Below are 14,363 nucleotides of genomic sequence, written 5' to 3' on the forward strand. Positions count from 1 at the left end.
CTAATTTTGTGCAGTAATTGCATCGGTATTATTTTCCTGTTGGTTATGCAGGGCGGCGGCATGTTGTATCTCTGGCGGCAACGCGCTGTAGTCGGTTGGTTCACAATGAGAGACGCCAGTAAAACTCACTACCGAACGTTTTTTTTCTGCATTCAGAGAACAACGGTAAATTTCATGCTGCGCCAGCAGATAAAGCGTGTCGGTTTTTTGCCGCATACCCGCGGTAAAACTTCCCTTTTCGTCCAGCGACAGCTGGGTGGTATTCAGACCGGTGACTTCTGCAGGGACCTGCTGTGGAAAACGCAGCGTGCCAACCCAGGTGTAACTCTTGTCCAGCGTCACGTTCCTCACCCGCAATTTACCCGGCAGTAGAAACAGGTTTTTGCTGCCCGTGCCACGCAACGCCGTGGAAACTTCCCCGGCTCCGGATGTAGAACCATCTTGTACAGTAAGGCCGACCGGTGACAGGCTGTCGAGTGGGAAAAGTGCACTGCTGCCCGCCGGGATCAAACGCGGCCGACGGCCACTCACCCGCGCTTCAACCACACTTTTACCTTCGCCGTCATCATCAAGAGCATCGACCTGTACCAGCGCCCCCGCCGAAAGGGAATTGCTGTTACCGCTGCCCCCCCAAAATATCCCCTGACGGCTCAGCGCCAGGCTGGAACTGTAGCTGCCGCTCAGTGCTGGAGTATGCCGCTGAGTATTGGCATCGTAGCTGTCGCTTAGCACCCCGCTGAAGTTGCCGTAAATACCGTTAGCCCGCCCGGAGAGTGCGCCGTTGAGCTGATCGGTGTTGATACCCCCAAGGGACACCCCAACCTCCTGATGCCCGTCGCGATCCTGACTCCAGGTTTCAGCATAGTTGTATGCCAGCTGGTTGCTGCCCGAGCTGTTCTGCTGGTAATTGGTGCTCAGCGTAGTGCTACGGCTCCGTTGTGCCACGTCCTGACGCTGTGCCCGGCTGAAGCTCAGGGTAGCAAATAAGCCATTATCGTTGTGCTCATAGCCACTCTGTTCACGGCGGAAGGCACCCAGCGAAGTGCTGATATTCCAGTCCTTCAGCGTGAAAGCCCGGCTGGCACTCAGCTGCACGGTATGAGCAACCGAGTGAGCATCCGTGGTGGTGACAAGGTTATCGTTAAAAGAGCGCTGAGGATCCCAGCGATTATCATAAACGCTGTGATTAATGCTTCGGGTGTAGCCCAGCATCCCGGACCAACCCCAAAGCGGCACAGAAAGCGTCGCGCTCAGGCTTTCATTACATCCCAGATTGGATGGGTTTTGGCGATCGCGGATAGTACAGGTATCCATCGACGTCGACGTTCTGTACAAGCTAACGCCGATTCCGCGCTGGAAACTTATTTGCTCGCTGTCGCCATGCACACCATCGGAACCGGTCAGCAGATGCCCTTCCAGATTCAGGCTGCCCTGCTCAAAAGGCGGTGTCAGTCGGAGCCCCGCTTCGGCGTACTGCTTACCCCCTATCCCCGCAACTCCCGAGGTAAACATCCCCCAACGCGCCAGCGGCAGGCTAAACCCCGCCTGCATGACCATCGGATCTTCCTCACGGTTATAAGATGTATTGTCCCCCTGCCCGCCCTGGAAGAACCACTGCAAAGAGCCATCTCCCATACCACCCGACTTTGTGAAAGGCACTGATTCACTGCGCACCAGTTGGTTATTCTCATAGACCTGTAAAGTGACGGTATAACTCCCCGACGGGAACTGACTGCTGTCAATCTGCTGGTTACCTGGCTGAAGATAGAAACTGCCTAGCAGCTGCTCACCACGGTACGCATCTACACGTGAGGACTGCGACAGCAATACCAGTAACGGCGTACCCTGCGCGGCACGCTCACGATTGAGATAAGCCAGCGTTGTGCCGGCTCGCACACCATTGAACGTCCCAAGCGGCAGGAACTGAAAACTGAAGTCACCGCCCTGCGCAGAGGAGAGCGTACGGTTATCCATACGCCCCGCCTGCAGGTAATAACGCCGATCAACATCGTGGCGATAATAAAGGTCGCTGACGTCTATATTCTGTTCGCTGCTGTAATCTCCCTGGCTGGCATTCAGCATCCAGTCTGCACCAAGGTAGCCATTGGTATCCAGCCCTAGCGCCCCCGTCCCCTGTAACGAGATCGCCGAATAGCCTTTTTGCGCAATAAGGTTCAGATCCTGTTGGTGGATCAAGGCGTCGGTGGTCGATTTTTCGGTCGGGTGATACCAGGCATCTTCCTGATTGTTGGCTTTTAACCATGCCTGGCGGACAAAAATCAGTAAACGGCTCTCTTTGTCGTCATAAATCGTATCCAGCGTGTCGGTCTGTAAATATCCGCACTGGGCTGAGGGGAGACTCTGGCTCTGGCAGGCCATCTCGCCGTGACGCTTCAGGGGCTGGGACAGTATCTGCTGCAACAGACGGTAATCAGCGCTCCCCGGTGCAGGCGTCACCGGCATGGCGGCCAGGACTTTCTCCGGCTGACGCAGGGTGATGGTGTCGAGCTTAACGTCGGCGTCAAACAACCCTAAATCACTGCCACCGACAGCAATGCTGATTTTCTCCTGCTGACCGTTCGCCAGAGATTCAAAACCTGGAGGGATCCAGAGCGCGGCATACGTTACGGGCAATGCCAGCGCATTCGCCAACATCATGGCCAGCAATTTCTTCTTCATGGCATGTTAACTGTTTCGGTAGGCGAAAAATGAATCACTGCCAGAGATGGGCCCTGACAGTGAAAAGGAGATTACGGCTGCTGGGTCAGATAAATGCTGACCACACCGCTGTAATTGCCCGCGCTCAGGGCGCCTTTGGTCGACTGGGTGATACGCAGCTCCTTCGCGACAGAACCCTGATCGGACTTACCGCTCGGGAACAGATCGGCTGCAGTAAGCGGAGTGTCTGTTGTGCTAAGCGCCTGACCGCCCCAGGAAACGCTAAGTGGGACCGGGGTCGCGGTGGCACCAGTAGTGTTCACCAGTTGCGGCTCGCTAACCAGGCGCATGTTGAGATCCTTGGTGGCATCGTTTGACCAGATTTTGGTCATCATGGAAATATCTTCCAGCCCGATCCCCGGCAGATACTGCATAGCCTGGGAGGCCGGCATAGCAGAACCGTCGGACAGGGTCATATCCAGAGAAGGATCGACTGACGCCGTCAGGGTGATATTCTTTTGTACAGCCTGTGCACCCGCGATACCGGTCAGCAGCAGCGCAGCAACAATAGATTTAATAAAAACCTTTTTCATACAATTTCCTTTTCATTTATATTTAATTTCGCGTCAGCCTGCGAAATAACCAACTCATCTGCTGTTAAATGAGACAGAGGAGGTTTCTGATGTCAGCCAGTTGGTATAACTGACCGTAACAGTACCTATGGAAGCAGCCAGAGGGTATTGGCTACCTGGATAGATATTTTTATTTACCTGCGTTGTTGGGCAGGTATTTTCTTTCATCCCTTTCTGACATTGCTGAATAGTGTTAATACGAATACGGAAATTTCCTGTATTCAGCAAAAAACGTCCATCAGATGACCGTTCAAGGCCGAAACGTGGGTGTTCAGGCGGTACACTAACCAGCACGCCCCAGATTAAATTTACGCTGAGCTGGCTGTTAGCTGCTTTGCTGGTCGTGACCACAGACTGTTCCTGCTCTCCTGATACTGCTTCAAAACGCACACGATATGTTTTTTCCGTATCACTGTCGTTAAGAGCAATAAAACGCACTCGTTTAGAACTACCGGCGGGAAGAATAAATTTTGGTGGCGTTACCACCAGTGCATTCGCATCCATTTCTACCGGTACTTCTTTTTCCTGCGGGGTAGCCGGATGAATAATTTCACTGACATCGGTTTTAACAAACTGCACATCACGTGATTTTGAGATAACGGCAGTTTTTCCTTCACCACTGGCTGAAACATTGACAGCCATTGGATAGATGGTCATATTGGCTAAGGCACTACAAGTAACGAAAATACCAGTTAATGCGGGGCATAAAAGTTTCATGACAAAACCAAGCTTCATTGCGCCCTCCTCACAATCTATATATTGACGCCAGCGGTTATTTCACCACCTGGCCTTTCAGAATGGAGTGTAATGTAATTTACCTTTCTTGAAAGGAAAACCAGATAAGCCTCCAAACTCAACGAGATTTTTCTCATTTCAGAATGGGGGGGGGTATAGCACATTTTAAAATCAATTTTGAACGCGACATATCTTTAACGCCGAAGGATCCATCCTCATTCAACTCAGAATTTTCTTTGATATTTCTTAAAATGATTGCAAATAAGAATATTCTCTCTTATTTAAAGGATAATCTCTGATTGCTTAAGAATAATAACACATTATATTAAACCCACTCATTTGCGCAGGCCTACTTCCGGCACCAATCACTTTTTACTAACTGAGTTATACTATCAATGTTATGAAACTGTTTAGATATAACATTACCCAATCTTTCATCAGATCAGCGAATGCCCGTTTGTAATCATACGTTTTATACAGGAGAATACATGTGATAGCTTCAACGAAGCTTCAATCTGGTAACACTTCATCGCTGCGATCAAATGGCATTGAGGAGCTTGAAATTTACCAGAAATGATGGCAGGCCTAATTTATTCAGTATACTTAAATATATACAGATGAAAGTCATACTTATTTAACCATCTAAATCTTAACATTATGCACTTAAAGGAAAATACATGTTCCTATGTGAAATATGCGGTAAATTACTTAGTAAAAGCAGAACGTTCACAAGTCACTTACGGACTCATTCTGGAGAAAAACCCTATATTTGTGATGCATGCAAGAGGCCTTTCAACCAACAGGATAGTCTGAAAAGGCATCAAGTACTACACTCTAGAGAACAACCTTATTCCTGCTCAACATGTGGTAGAAAATTTAATGACCGAAGTAATTTAAAACAACATTCCCGGCTACATACGGGGATTCGACCTTTCTACTGCCCTAACTGCAATAAAGCGTACCTCAGAAAAGATATCCTGAGAAAACATATCAAACGGCATTCCGGCGGACCTCTTTTTCATTGCGAATTCTGCAAAAATAAATTTAAATCTAAATATTCATTAGAATGGCACAAGAACTTCTGTGATAATCAGTTCCATAAACTACAGGCTGCACATGGTTTACTACATTCCTCACCCTCGCCATCTTCTAACGAGACGCCCCCATCTCCACTACAAATGTTCAGCATTGAAGAATTAGAACAATTTAAAGAAGTAGAAGACGTTGGCGACTACTTTAAAAAAATATAGTACCACATCCACTCATGCTCTTTCCATTTAACACCAGCCCCTTAAGTTACAAAAACCCTTAAGGGTCTGTGTGACAACACAGACATCTTTGCAAACATCTCCCATGAAGCCTCGATATAACCATCAATTTATTAATAACGATTTATCTTATTTTCCTTACCATTCACTTGCAACAAAAATCAGTGTCCACAAAAACAAACAGAACAAGATATGTCTTTCCTAAACAAAGATTATTCTTCACACACCTTGCCATATTCTAATATTAAATGCAGAATAAATATATTTAATATATAACAATAGACTCACCTGACCTTTTAATCATGATAAATGCTAAACCCCGGAATATCCTTACTCCCCGCAAGAATTTATTTACTGGAACCTTGTTTGCTTTAACTTTTCTAACAACCGCAGCCACCATTTCCTCACAAAACACCAACAAATACCTAACAACAAAAAAAGAAAATTTAATCCTCGCACGCGAGTTCGCTGAAATTCGCACAACTCAACTATCCTCCTATCTTAACATGTTAGCCATTCAGTATAAAAATACAGCCAACTACAAAGATAGTATTCCAGAGCAAAATATAAAACAGGTCACTAGATTCTATAGTATATTATCACCGGGTAATAACAAACCAGAAAGCATCAATAAATCACTTGAACTATTAAGCTATTTATCATCAATTTTTGCAGCCGGAACCATAAAAAATAAACCAATAACAGATAACTTCCTGCTAGCTGTTAAAGAAGATTATCTTGCATGGCACTCTAGCGATCAAAGTGATATAATAAAAGTAATGACAGATGACAATGCACGAAAGCTGATAAAGTCGCTTTATGAAGTTTCATATAATAACACCCAAAAATATAATGTTGATCTTATAAAGAATAATGGCGTTTTCTGGGTCCCATTGCACGACGAAGCCATTTCAGGAAAGCACGTTATTTATAGTATCGCCCCTGTATTAGTAAACAACCAGGTCACACATATTATTGGCATCAGGTTTCAATCCATCGACATTCCTTACTACTTTATAAACCCCAATAAAGCTCGAGAGGAATTTATTATTTCAAAAAACGGGGGCACGGCCTTTGGTCTGGATGGAGAAATTTATACCGAACATGAAAAAAAAACCATATTAACTATCCTTAAATCTAAAAAATGGAAAGCGCATAAATCTGATAATATGCAACCGCATTTCGTCTGGCCATATATTTTTATTAGTACTAAGATAAAAAATTCACATTGGTCAATAGTAATTGCCTTCAGTATCAGAGAAATATTTTCAAGGCTGATTCAGCAATATGGTTTCCTGTTTGCGCTGTCAGGATTGCTCCTTTTTCTGATATGGATAAGCGTTATCTACATTTCCTCCCGACCTCAGTATCGCAAATCTCCTTCGCAAGTTAATCAACACAGTAAAGATTTTTTCATTGCAGGAATCGCTCATGAAATACGAACACCTTTGCATGGAGCTCTCGGCAACCTTGAGTTGTTGCGCAATGAAGTGAAATCTCCAGCTGCAGTGGCCAGAATTAATGTTATCAATAATACAATGTCATCTTTAATGATGCTAACTGATAGTATATTGAATCAAGAAAAAATGAAGGAGGATGTATTTACGCAGACCCATGAACCTTACAATGTGGTGGAGCTGCTGGAACAATGTCTACACACGTGGGCCCCTTTAATTACACGCAAAAAAGTTGCACTCTATTTTTTACCTAACGAAACTTTAGATGTACATATTTATGGTGATAGCCAACGACTTAAACAAATAGTGCTTAACCTACTCAGCAATGCTCATAAATTTACGGTACACGGGGCAATTATTCTGCAAACCCGCCGTACAGTGAATGCTAAAGGCCAAAAACGTCTCCAGATTAGCGTTTCTGATACTGGCTGCGGGATCCCAGAGGATAAACAAAAAGTAGTCTTCCAACCCTTTATCCAAAATGTTGCAGAACATCCCCAATATACTGAAGGCACGGGTCTGGGGCTGGCGCTGTGCCAACAAATCGCAAGACAGATGGACGGTGAGATTTTTCTCGAGAGCGAAATTGATGTTGGCAGCCGCTTTACCCTTGATATCCCACTGGAAAATGCGTTGATACGGCCAGATATACCGGATACTCAGCTGGCAGATCTACCTGTAACACTTTACTGTTCATCCCCCCTGTGGCAAGCATCGCTCACCAGTACTTTGTCTCACTGGGGGATTCAGGTCACCCACCACGATATCAATGCTCAACCACCATTGTACTACTCGGACAATATTGCGCTCATCGCCAGTACTGAATTACCACCATTGTCCTCTCTCGCCTCAACAGGGAGTGCGATTATCCTGCTTACACCTGATGGTCCATTAGCACCTGAAACATCGGGGAAATTTACCAGTCTCACCGCTTTTTCAACTGCATCGTTAAGAGTACTTTTACAACAACGATTTGCTCCCGAGGATAAGATACCAGTGAGAGAAGAGATAACCCCCCCACCCCTGTTGCCGACACCGAAACTGCTGGCGGTCGATGACAACCCAGTGAACCTTGCGTTAATTCATGAGCAATTGCGGACCATTGGTTATAGCAATATAGACCTCGCCAGTAGTGGTGAAAAGGCATTGAAGAAATTACAGTTCAACGATTACGCCTTGATTATCACAGATTTTCACATGCCGATATTAAGCGGTGAGGACTTAGTCCTCTGGTTACGCCAGCACAGAGTGAAGACTCCTGTGATCGCGACTTCTGCGGCAACCGTTAGTAGCCCTCAATTCGATGCCATTTTGTTAAAACCAATTTCACTTGAGCAGCTCAGGACGACGCTAAATCGTTTTTTACCTCAGTTCGATTCGGCTCCCTCTTATTCTGCTGATAAATTTTGCATGGACGCTCATCGACTTTTTTCCAGTGATTGGCCAGTTGAACGGGAGCGCATTCTCAGCTCGATTGCAAAGGGTGATAAACAGGATTTTAGTCGCTTAATACACAGGCTAAAAGGATCACTGTTGACACTGGGCTGGTGCGAACATGCAGAGTTTACCGATATACTCTGTCAGGATTTGCCTATGCTAACCCATAAGTCCTGGGAAAATTGCTGGTTAAAGTTTTCTACCAGCATCGAACATATGATTAAATACATCCGTTAGATGTGTTGCTAAACCACGTTACAGCAAAAATTTGTTATAATTTTGAATATCTCTCATAAGAAATGAGGCATAAAAGCATTGTCAGATAGTCATTACATTCCTATCCAACCACAGCGAGGAAAACGCCTTTCTCAGCTCGTCAGTGAACAACTGACTGACAGCATTGTGACAGGAAAACTTAAACCGGGCGAATGGCTCCCGGCTGAACGGAACCTTGAAAAGATGTTCCAGGTCTCCCGGGCCCCCATTCGTGAGGCCCTAAACGAGCTTGTTACGAAAGAATTACTGGTAAAAATTCCAGGAGAAGGTCTTCGTGTTGCGGATACATTTACGACTGTTTTTACGCCGCCGCTGGTTGCCATTCTGACCACCCATCCTCAGGCGCGTATGGACATTCTTGAACTGCGTCGATTGCTAGAAGGAGCCGCTGCGTATTATGCTGCAATACGCAGCACACCAGAGGAGCATCAAAAATTACGACAAAGCTATCAAAAGCTTGCTCATGCCTACGTTCATGGTTCTCTGGAAGAAGCTGCACGCGCCGATGCTGAGTATCATATGGAGATCGTACACGCAGCGCATAATCATGCTCTGTACGCCATGATGAACAGCTTTTTCTCACTCTTGCAGGGTTCTGTACTCAATACAGCGGATACGATTCGCCGTAACAAAGCTAATTGGGATAAGACAGACGAACATCATCGTGAACTACTAGATGCGATACTGAATGGAGAAGCAGAAAAGGCCCGAGAAATTGCGTTTGACCATTTGACATTTCTTCATACGACTTTAGGTAGGGACAACCCGTGGGAAATTGCGTAAAAATAAATCAATTCGGCGGTCTTCTCATTCGCATATTTTTTTGGAAAAAACCGAATACTGCCAACTTTACCATTCTCGCGTTTTGCTCATAGCTACCTGAGCAAATGTTTTAACGCATCAGAACATCTGCTGTGAGGTAACCTTCGGGCGCAGGACGCTTTGCCTCAACGCTACTGTCAGTGAAAAACGCCTGACTCTGCTGATACAGGAACTGAAGCCATGAAACCGATGACCCTGCCCCAACATCCTGCTCCATTCAGAAACAGATTTCCGGCATGATCTACACTCCATGAAACGGAGGTGGTTCCGATGAAAAAGTCACAATTTACTGCACAGTTGCAACGTTAGCGATGGGTAGCCTTTTGCCTTATTGAAAATTCCTACATTTCAACAACTCTGCTCACCAGACGCATCTCGCCCAGGGGATCACAATAATAAAATGCTGAGACCTGGCCTTTGCGTAATGCACGCATCACCTCAATACCTTTTAGGGTGGAGTAAGCCATCTACATGGGCTTAATTCCCAGCGTAGCGTCTGTTATTCTTTTCAGTTTGCCATGATCGCATTCAATGACATTATTCCGGTACTTAATTTGCCGGTGTTCAACGTCAGGTGGACATCACCCTTCGCGTTTAAGCTGAGCAAGTGCACAGCCATAAGTAGGGGGTTTATCCGTGTTGATGAATCGCGGGATCTGCCACGTCTTCACATTATTTAATATCTTTCCCAGAAATCGGTATGCAGCTTTGCTGTTACGACGGGAGGAGAGATGAAAATCGACAGTGTGCCCTCTGCGGTCAACAGCCCGGTAAAGATAAGCTCCGCGGCCATTAAGCTTCACATAGGTTTCATCCATGTGCCACGGTCAAAGATCGGAGTGGTTACGCCAGTACCAGCGTACAGCCCACAGGATGATGTCACGCTGAAAATGACGACCGTTGAATGGGTTCATGCTATGCTCCATTAGGAAAAGAGAATGAAAAATGTATCACCACCGACTATTTGCAACAGCACCATTTTGACTCCATTCAGTTATAGAAATCTTTTCAACTATGGCTTCGAAAGATTCGTATTATGCTTTTCCTTTGAGCACATAACATAGAAGCAGCAACAGACCTTAACCCAGACGCTGGAGTATGAAGTGTACCACCGGGAAGTGGAGGCGGCCGGTGCACCAAGCGACCATGAATACCATCCTGATGCGCGCCATTACTTTATCGAGTCGCTGCAGAGTGACAATACTGGAGCCTCCTTCGCAATGAGTGCATAGTTTTACATCCGGGAAAGTGCAATACGCTGCTGTACCCATGCCTCCACTTCGCTCCTGAGCCAGCGTGAACTGCGCCCCATCTTGATGGGCTTAGGAAACAGCCCATCCTGGATGAGTTTATAAAACCATTTATCACTGAGCCCGGTAAACTCAGCAATGAATGCCATATCCACAAGTTTGTCATTCAGCAGGTCAGCCGTTGTATGCATTTTTGTCATGAGGATTTTCTCTGTCTTAAAAGGGATGAAAGACAGAAGCACCAGAAATGACTGGTTTATCGTTTATCCGGTACTCCGCCATAACATTCCTTTCTCCAGTAGAAAAATACTTTTCCGTAATCAGAACTGACTGCAGCCAAAGTTTCGCTGACTGTCTGTATTATCCTTGCTGTACTCCTTTGCCAGATAATTAACTCTGTTCATAACGTCAGTGTGTTGCTCTGTAAAGTTATCGCTGTTCCTGCTCAGGTGGTAATAGCAATTCTCCGGAAACTCTGTCAGGGAATAATATTGCGTATGGTTTTCTACCGTATGGAGCCCCAGAGCCCTTACCCAGGCCTCCATAATCATCAGGGCCAGATTATGCGAATACTTACCGTTTATTGCCTTATAACGCCCGGGATAAGCGTAGGCCTCCCTGTTAAGTAATAACGTAACATGATAATGTTTTTTACCGGACTGATTAAACTCCCGTGCCCAGATATAACGTATCCGGCTGGGATGTACACGCTTACCTTCGTTATGCTTTTTCAGTAAGTCTGCAATAAACTGTGATTTCAGGGATGCAATAAACCGTGTTATCACCGTTGAATCCGTATTACAGCTCGTGGTGTCAGTATCTGGCAAACGCAGGTCAACTCGCAGCACAAACAATCGTGGGTATTCCTGAAGGGCTTTATTAAGGGTATTCTGGATGCGTTTTACATAGATGGATTTTAGCATGCCATAGCTGGCTGTATTGATACTCATTGTTCATAACCTTAAAATTTATGGTTTATCCAATATAATAACAACCAGCAGTATTTAATTAATTTACTTCACGTATCAGTACAAACCATCTGTATTCATTACCATAGCCGTCACTGTCTTATCGGATATTTACACCATGTCAAGGATTAAACAACCCCACGGGAATATACAACACTCCTGACAATGACATAAACAGTTCTCATCAACACCATTTCAGTAGCGGCATATAATACCGGCCACTCTATACTAAAAACATTAGCCATTCCGAATTACATACCCCCCATCAATCCATATTACACAATATCGATTAATCAACACCATATAATCTTAATCACTTAATATTATACTAATTACCCTATACAACATTCATCTATCTATATTTATCTTTCTATATTATATATTACCAACCCGACAACAATAATCAGCTAAAGATGTAAAATGCAATAAAAGAAGAAATGTCGTTCTTTCGTAGTTTAACCCACGTATTTTCAACAAAATTCACTCTCAAGTTAGCACCTGATTATTGTCACCATCATTCTGAAAACGGAATAGTCTTCCATTCAGATATCACTGTCATCGTATTGCACCTCATATCGGTCTGGTATTTTTCCTCGCGGCCATAACTTCGTCTTTCCCGGCAACATGCCTTTTTCCCGGAGAACTATGATTTAGTTACGCATGCACATCACTTTAACCTCGTATTACTACACAAAACCTACGTTTCCAAAATTATTGCTACGCATTAACTTCGAAAAGGTGTCATAATGACACGCTAAAAACGAACAATACATGAACAACAACGACCGGTAAGGGGGCATACGTGACGGACAACACCCGGCTGAACATCAGAACAAAAGACATTCGTGCCTGTCGTTTTTACTTTCACTATATTCATGCGCACATCCCCGAAAGCAGAAACAATGCCTTCGACGGTAATAACCCGGACGTCGCCCGTTCGTGCCGAATTATTAATGACGTTCTTGAGGCTTATCTCCCTGAGAGTGAGATGCGACAGATATTTATCCGGAGAATGGAACTGGCTCTCAGCACAACGATCCTTCCTGAGAAAAACTTTACGTGGCTGGAAAACGATATCCGGGCGACATACTGGTTATGGGGAAGTGCGTGCCTGGATCCGAATTGTAACCAGCGCATAAATCAGGCCCTGACTAACATGCCTTATTGTTCCTGGTATAAAGAATCCGGACTGACCTTATCTCCTGTCAGTCATCATGAACGTCTGACTGCACTTATTACTTTTGTGGATTATCTCTGCGTCAGAACAAATGACTCACCCGCTATCCGCAGCTGGCTGACATATAACCTGGATATCTGGCGTAAAAAAACCATTCACCTCACGCGTTTTAAATGGCTTAGCCCTGACGATACGGATACCTGCATGTGGGCATACCGTTCTCTGGTAAAATATCAGCAGGCTTTTATTGCTGAGGGAGACAATCCTCTCTGCCCCGTGATGCTACCTTCTCCGGTTAACGCGGAAGAAGTATTCCATACCTTTTATGCTCTCCTCGATTTATGGGATATTGATACCGGAATACAACGGGAAACATGCCAAAAACTAAATAAAGCGTTTTATCAGAAAACCTTCCGTAAAAAACAGGCCGCCCGTAAAGGCAGGGATACGCTCAGTGAAGAGCATGCAGACAAGCTGGCCTTTCTGGTGGAGTATTACCGGACGGATAATATGTCCGTTCTTGAGATGCTGATAGACGATCGTTACAGGGGACTGGACACGCGTGCAAAGGCTATACAATCGTACCGCCGTCGGCCCTGAGAAAGGTCTGTATTTCTGTCCTTACGGCAGGAATACAGGCGAAAATTTTAGTTGTAAATATTTTCGAACCTATATTACCACCGTGATAAGCCGTTATTTTTATCACTGGTGAAATATGAATAATCAATCCCCGGCACAAACGCCACTGGCGCAGCTCCTGTCCGGACTGCCTGCGGATGTGGCCGCTATTATCAGCCATAAACTCAGCAGCATTATTAAATATGAGCCCGTCATCGGGCTCATGGGAAAAACAGGCGCAGGTAAATCCAGCCTCTGTAATACCCTGTTTCGAACGCCCCCGGCGAAGGTGGATGCCGTCAGGGGGTGTACGCGACATATACAGCGTTATCAGGTTTGCCATGACAACCGTATTCTATATATTGTGGATTTTCCCGGAATCGGGGAAACGCCGGAACTTGACCGGATATATTGCCGCCTTTACCGCGAAGAGTCACCCGGACTGGATCTGGTTGTATGGGTACTGAAAGCAGACGACCGTGCATGGAAGGATGACCTCCGCTGTTATCACGAACTGCTTACTGCCGGTGCGAAACCGGAGAGCTTTCTATTCGTCCTCTCTCAGGCTGACAAAATAGAGCCCTGCCGGGAATGGGACCTGCCCGGCCATCGTCCTTCCCCCCAACAGGCAATTCATCTCATTGCCCGCGCTGAACTGGCAGCCACACTGTTTGCAGCAGTCCATCCTGTCATTGCCGTTTCTGCCGCAGAGCACTACAACCTGGAACAGTGGGCCGAAGCGCTGCTCAGGGCGCTGCCTGTCCGGAGCAGCAGTCCCGTTTCCAGCCACCTTCATCCTGATTTACGAACTGAGTCTGCAGTCAGGATTGCCCGGGAGCAGTTTGTCAGCGTGGCGGCAGATATTTTTGACGACGCTACGGTGGTCCTGCAGCGTTCAGGGACATTCATTCAACATTTTAAGTACCTGCGGCGGCAGTTCCTGTCGGTTATCCGTGCCGTCTGGCGTTTTCTGTTCTGATTTTCTGTGCCAGTCACTGCCGTTTCGATCTGTTTCGACGATCGAATTATGCCACTTAAATAGCCACAAACTATCAATAAATAAAT

General features: G+C 45.8%; 9 protein-coding genes and 1 pseudogene. 4 read left to right on the forward strand and 6 right to left on the reverse strand.

Annotated elements, in window-relative coordinates:
• The 3 genes from ACTJJI_RS23035 to ACTJJI_RS23045 form a co-directional block, all read right to left on the reverse strand.
• On the reverse strand, positions 1–2,679 hold the full coding sequence (locus ACTJJI_RS23035; protein ID WP_440655693.1) for a TcfC E-set like domain-containing protein: 2,679 nt from the start codon (positions 2,677–2,679) through the stop codon (positions 1–3).
• 71 nt (positions 2,680–2,750) lie between these two features.
• On the reverse strand, positions 2,751–3,251 hold the full coding sequence (locus tag ACTJJI_RS23040; RefSeq protein ID WP_440655695.1) for a CS1 type fimbrial major subunit: 501 nt from the start codon (positions 3,249–3,251) through the stop codon (positions 2,751–2,753).
• 54 nt (positions 3,252–3,305) lie between these two features.
• On the reverse strand, positions 3,306–4,025 hold the full coding sequence (locus ACTJJI_RS23045; protein ID WP_440655698.1) for a fimbria/pilus periplasmic chaperone: 720 nt from the start codon (positions 4,023–4,025) through the stop codon (positions 3,306–3,308).
• A gap of 1,570 nt (positions 4,026–5,595) precedes the next feature.
• Here ACTJJI_RS23045 and ACTJJI_RS23050 point away from each other — a divergent pair.
• The gene (locus ACTJJI_RS23050; protein ID WP_440655700.1) at positions 5,596–8,424 is read left to right on the forward strand and encodes an ATP-binding response regulator; all 2,829 of its coding nucleotides are present in this window, start codon (positions 5,596–5,598) and stop codon (positions 8,422–8,424) included.
• Positions 8,425–8,502: 78 nt separating this feature from the next.
• A complete protein-coding gene (locus ACTJJI_RS23055; RefSeq protein ID WP_440655702.1) occupies positions 8,503–9,246 on the forward strand; it encodes a FadR/GntR family transcriptional regulator in 744 nt (247 codons plus the stop codon).
• Positions 9,247–9,626: 380 nt separating this feature from the next.
• On the opposite strand, the pseudogene ACTJJI_RS23060 reads toward ACTJJI_RS23055, so the two are convergent.
• From ACTJJI_RS23060 to ACTJJI_RS23070, 3 genes and pseudogenes are all read right to left on the reverse strand, one after another.
• Positions 9,627–10,199, reverse strand: a pseudogene (locus ACTJJI_RS23060) (IS6 family transposase).
• A 320-nt stretch (positions 10,200–10,519) separates the two neighbouring features.
• Complete coding sequence (locus ACTJJI_RS23065) at positions 10,520–10,726, reverse strand: helix-turn-helix transcriptional regulator (protein WP_440655713.1); 207 nt, start codon at positions 10,724–10,726, stop codon at positions 10,520–10,522.
• Between the two features lie 129 nt (positions 10,727–10,855).
• The gene (locus ACTJJI_RS23070) at positions 10,856–11,485 is read right to left on the reverse strand and encodes an inovirus Gp2 family protein (protein WP_440655704.1); all 630 of its coding nucleotides are present in this window, start codon (positions 11,483–11,485) and stop codon (positions 10,856–10,858) included.
• Between the two features lie 820 nt (positions 11,486–12,305).
• Between ACTJJI_RS23070 and ACTJJI_RS23075 the strand changes: the two genes are divergently transcribed.
• Both ACTJJI_RS23075 and ACTJJI_RS23080 read left to right on the forward strand, forming a co-directional pair.
• Positions 12,306–13,280, forward strand: coding sequence for a hypothetical protein (locus tag ACTJJI_RS23075; protein ID WP_440655706.1), 975 nt, complete (start codon positions 12,306–12,308; stop codon positions 13,278–13,280).
• Between the two features lie 115 nt (positions 13,281–13,395).
• The gene (locus tag ACTJJI_RS23080; protein ID WP_440655708.1) at positions 13,396–14,277 is read left to right on the forward strand and encodes a GTPase family protein; all 882 of its coding nucleotides are present in this window, start codon (positions 13,396–13,398) and stop codon (positions 14,275–14,277) included.
• Positions 14,278–14,363: the final 86 nt, after the last annotated feature.

It is taken from the genome of Enterobacter sp. 22466 (assembly GCF_052044775.1).
Lineage (GTDB): Bacteria > Pseudomonadota > Gammaproteobacteria > Enterobacterales > Enterobacteriaceae > Enterobacter > Enterobacter dissolvens.

Coding starts and splice junctions, on each gene's coding strand:
- ACTJJI_RS23035 (WP_440655693.1), bottom strand. CDS start 2,679: ATGAAGAAGAAATTGCTGGCCATGATGTTGGCGAATGCGCTGGCATTG.
- ACTJJI_RS23040 (WP_440655695.1), bottom strand. CDS start 3,251: ATGAAAAAGGTTTTTATTAAATCTATTGTTGCTGCGCTGCTGCTGACC.
- ACTJJI_RS23045 (WP_440655698.1), bottom strand. CDS start 4,025: ATGAAGCTTGGTTTTGTCATGAAACTTTTATGCCCCGCATTAACTGGT.
- ACTJJI_RS23050 (WP_440655700.1), top strand. CDS start 5,596: ATGATAAATGCTAAACCCCGGAATATCCTTACTCCCCGCAAGAATTTA.
- ACTJJI_RS23065 (WP_440655713.1), bottom strand. CDS start 10,726: ATGCATACAACGGCTGACCTGCTGAATGACAAACTTGTGGATATGGCA.
- ACTJJI_RS23070 (WP_440655704.1), bottom strand. CDS start 11,485: ATGAGTATCAATACAGCCAGCTATGGCATGCTAAAATCCATCTATGTA.
- ACTJJI_RS23080 (WP_440655708.1), top strand. CDS start 13,396: ATGAATAATCAATCCCCGGCACAAACGCCACTGGCGCAGCTCCTGTCC.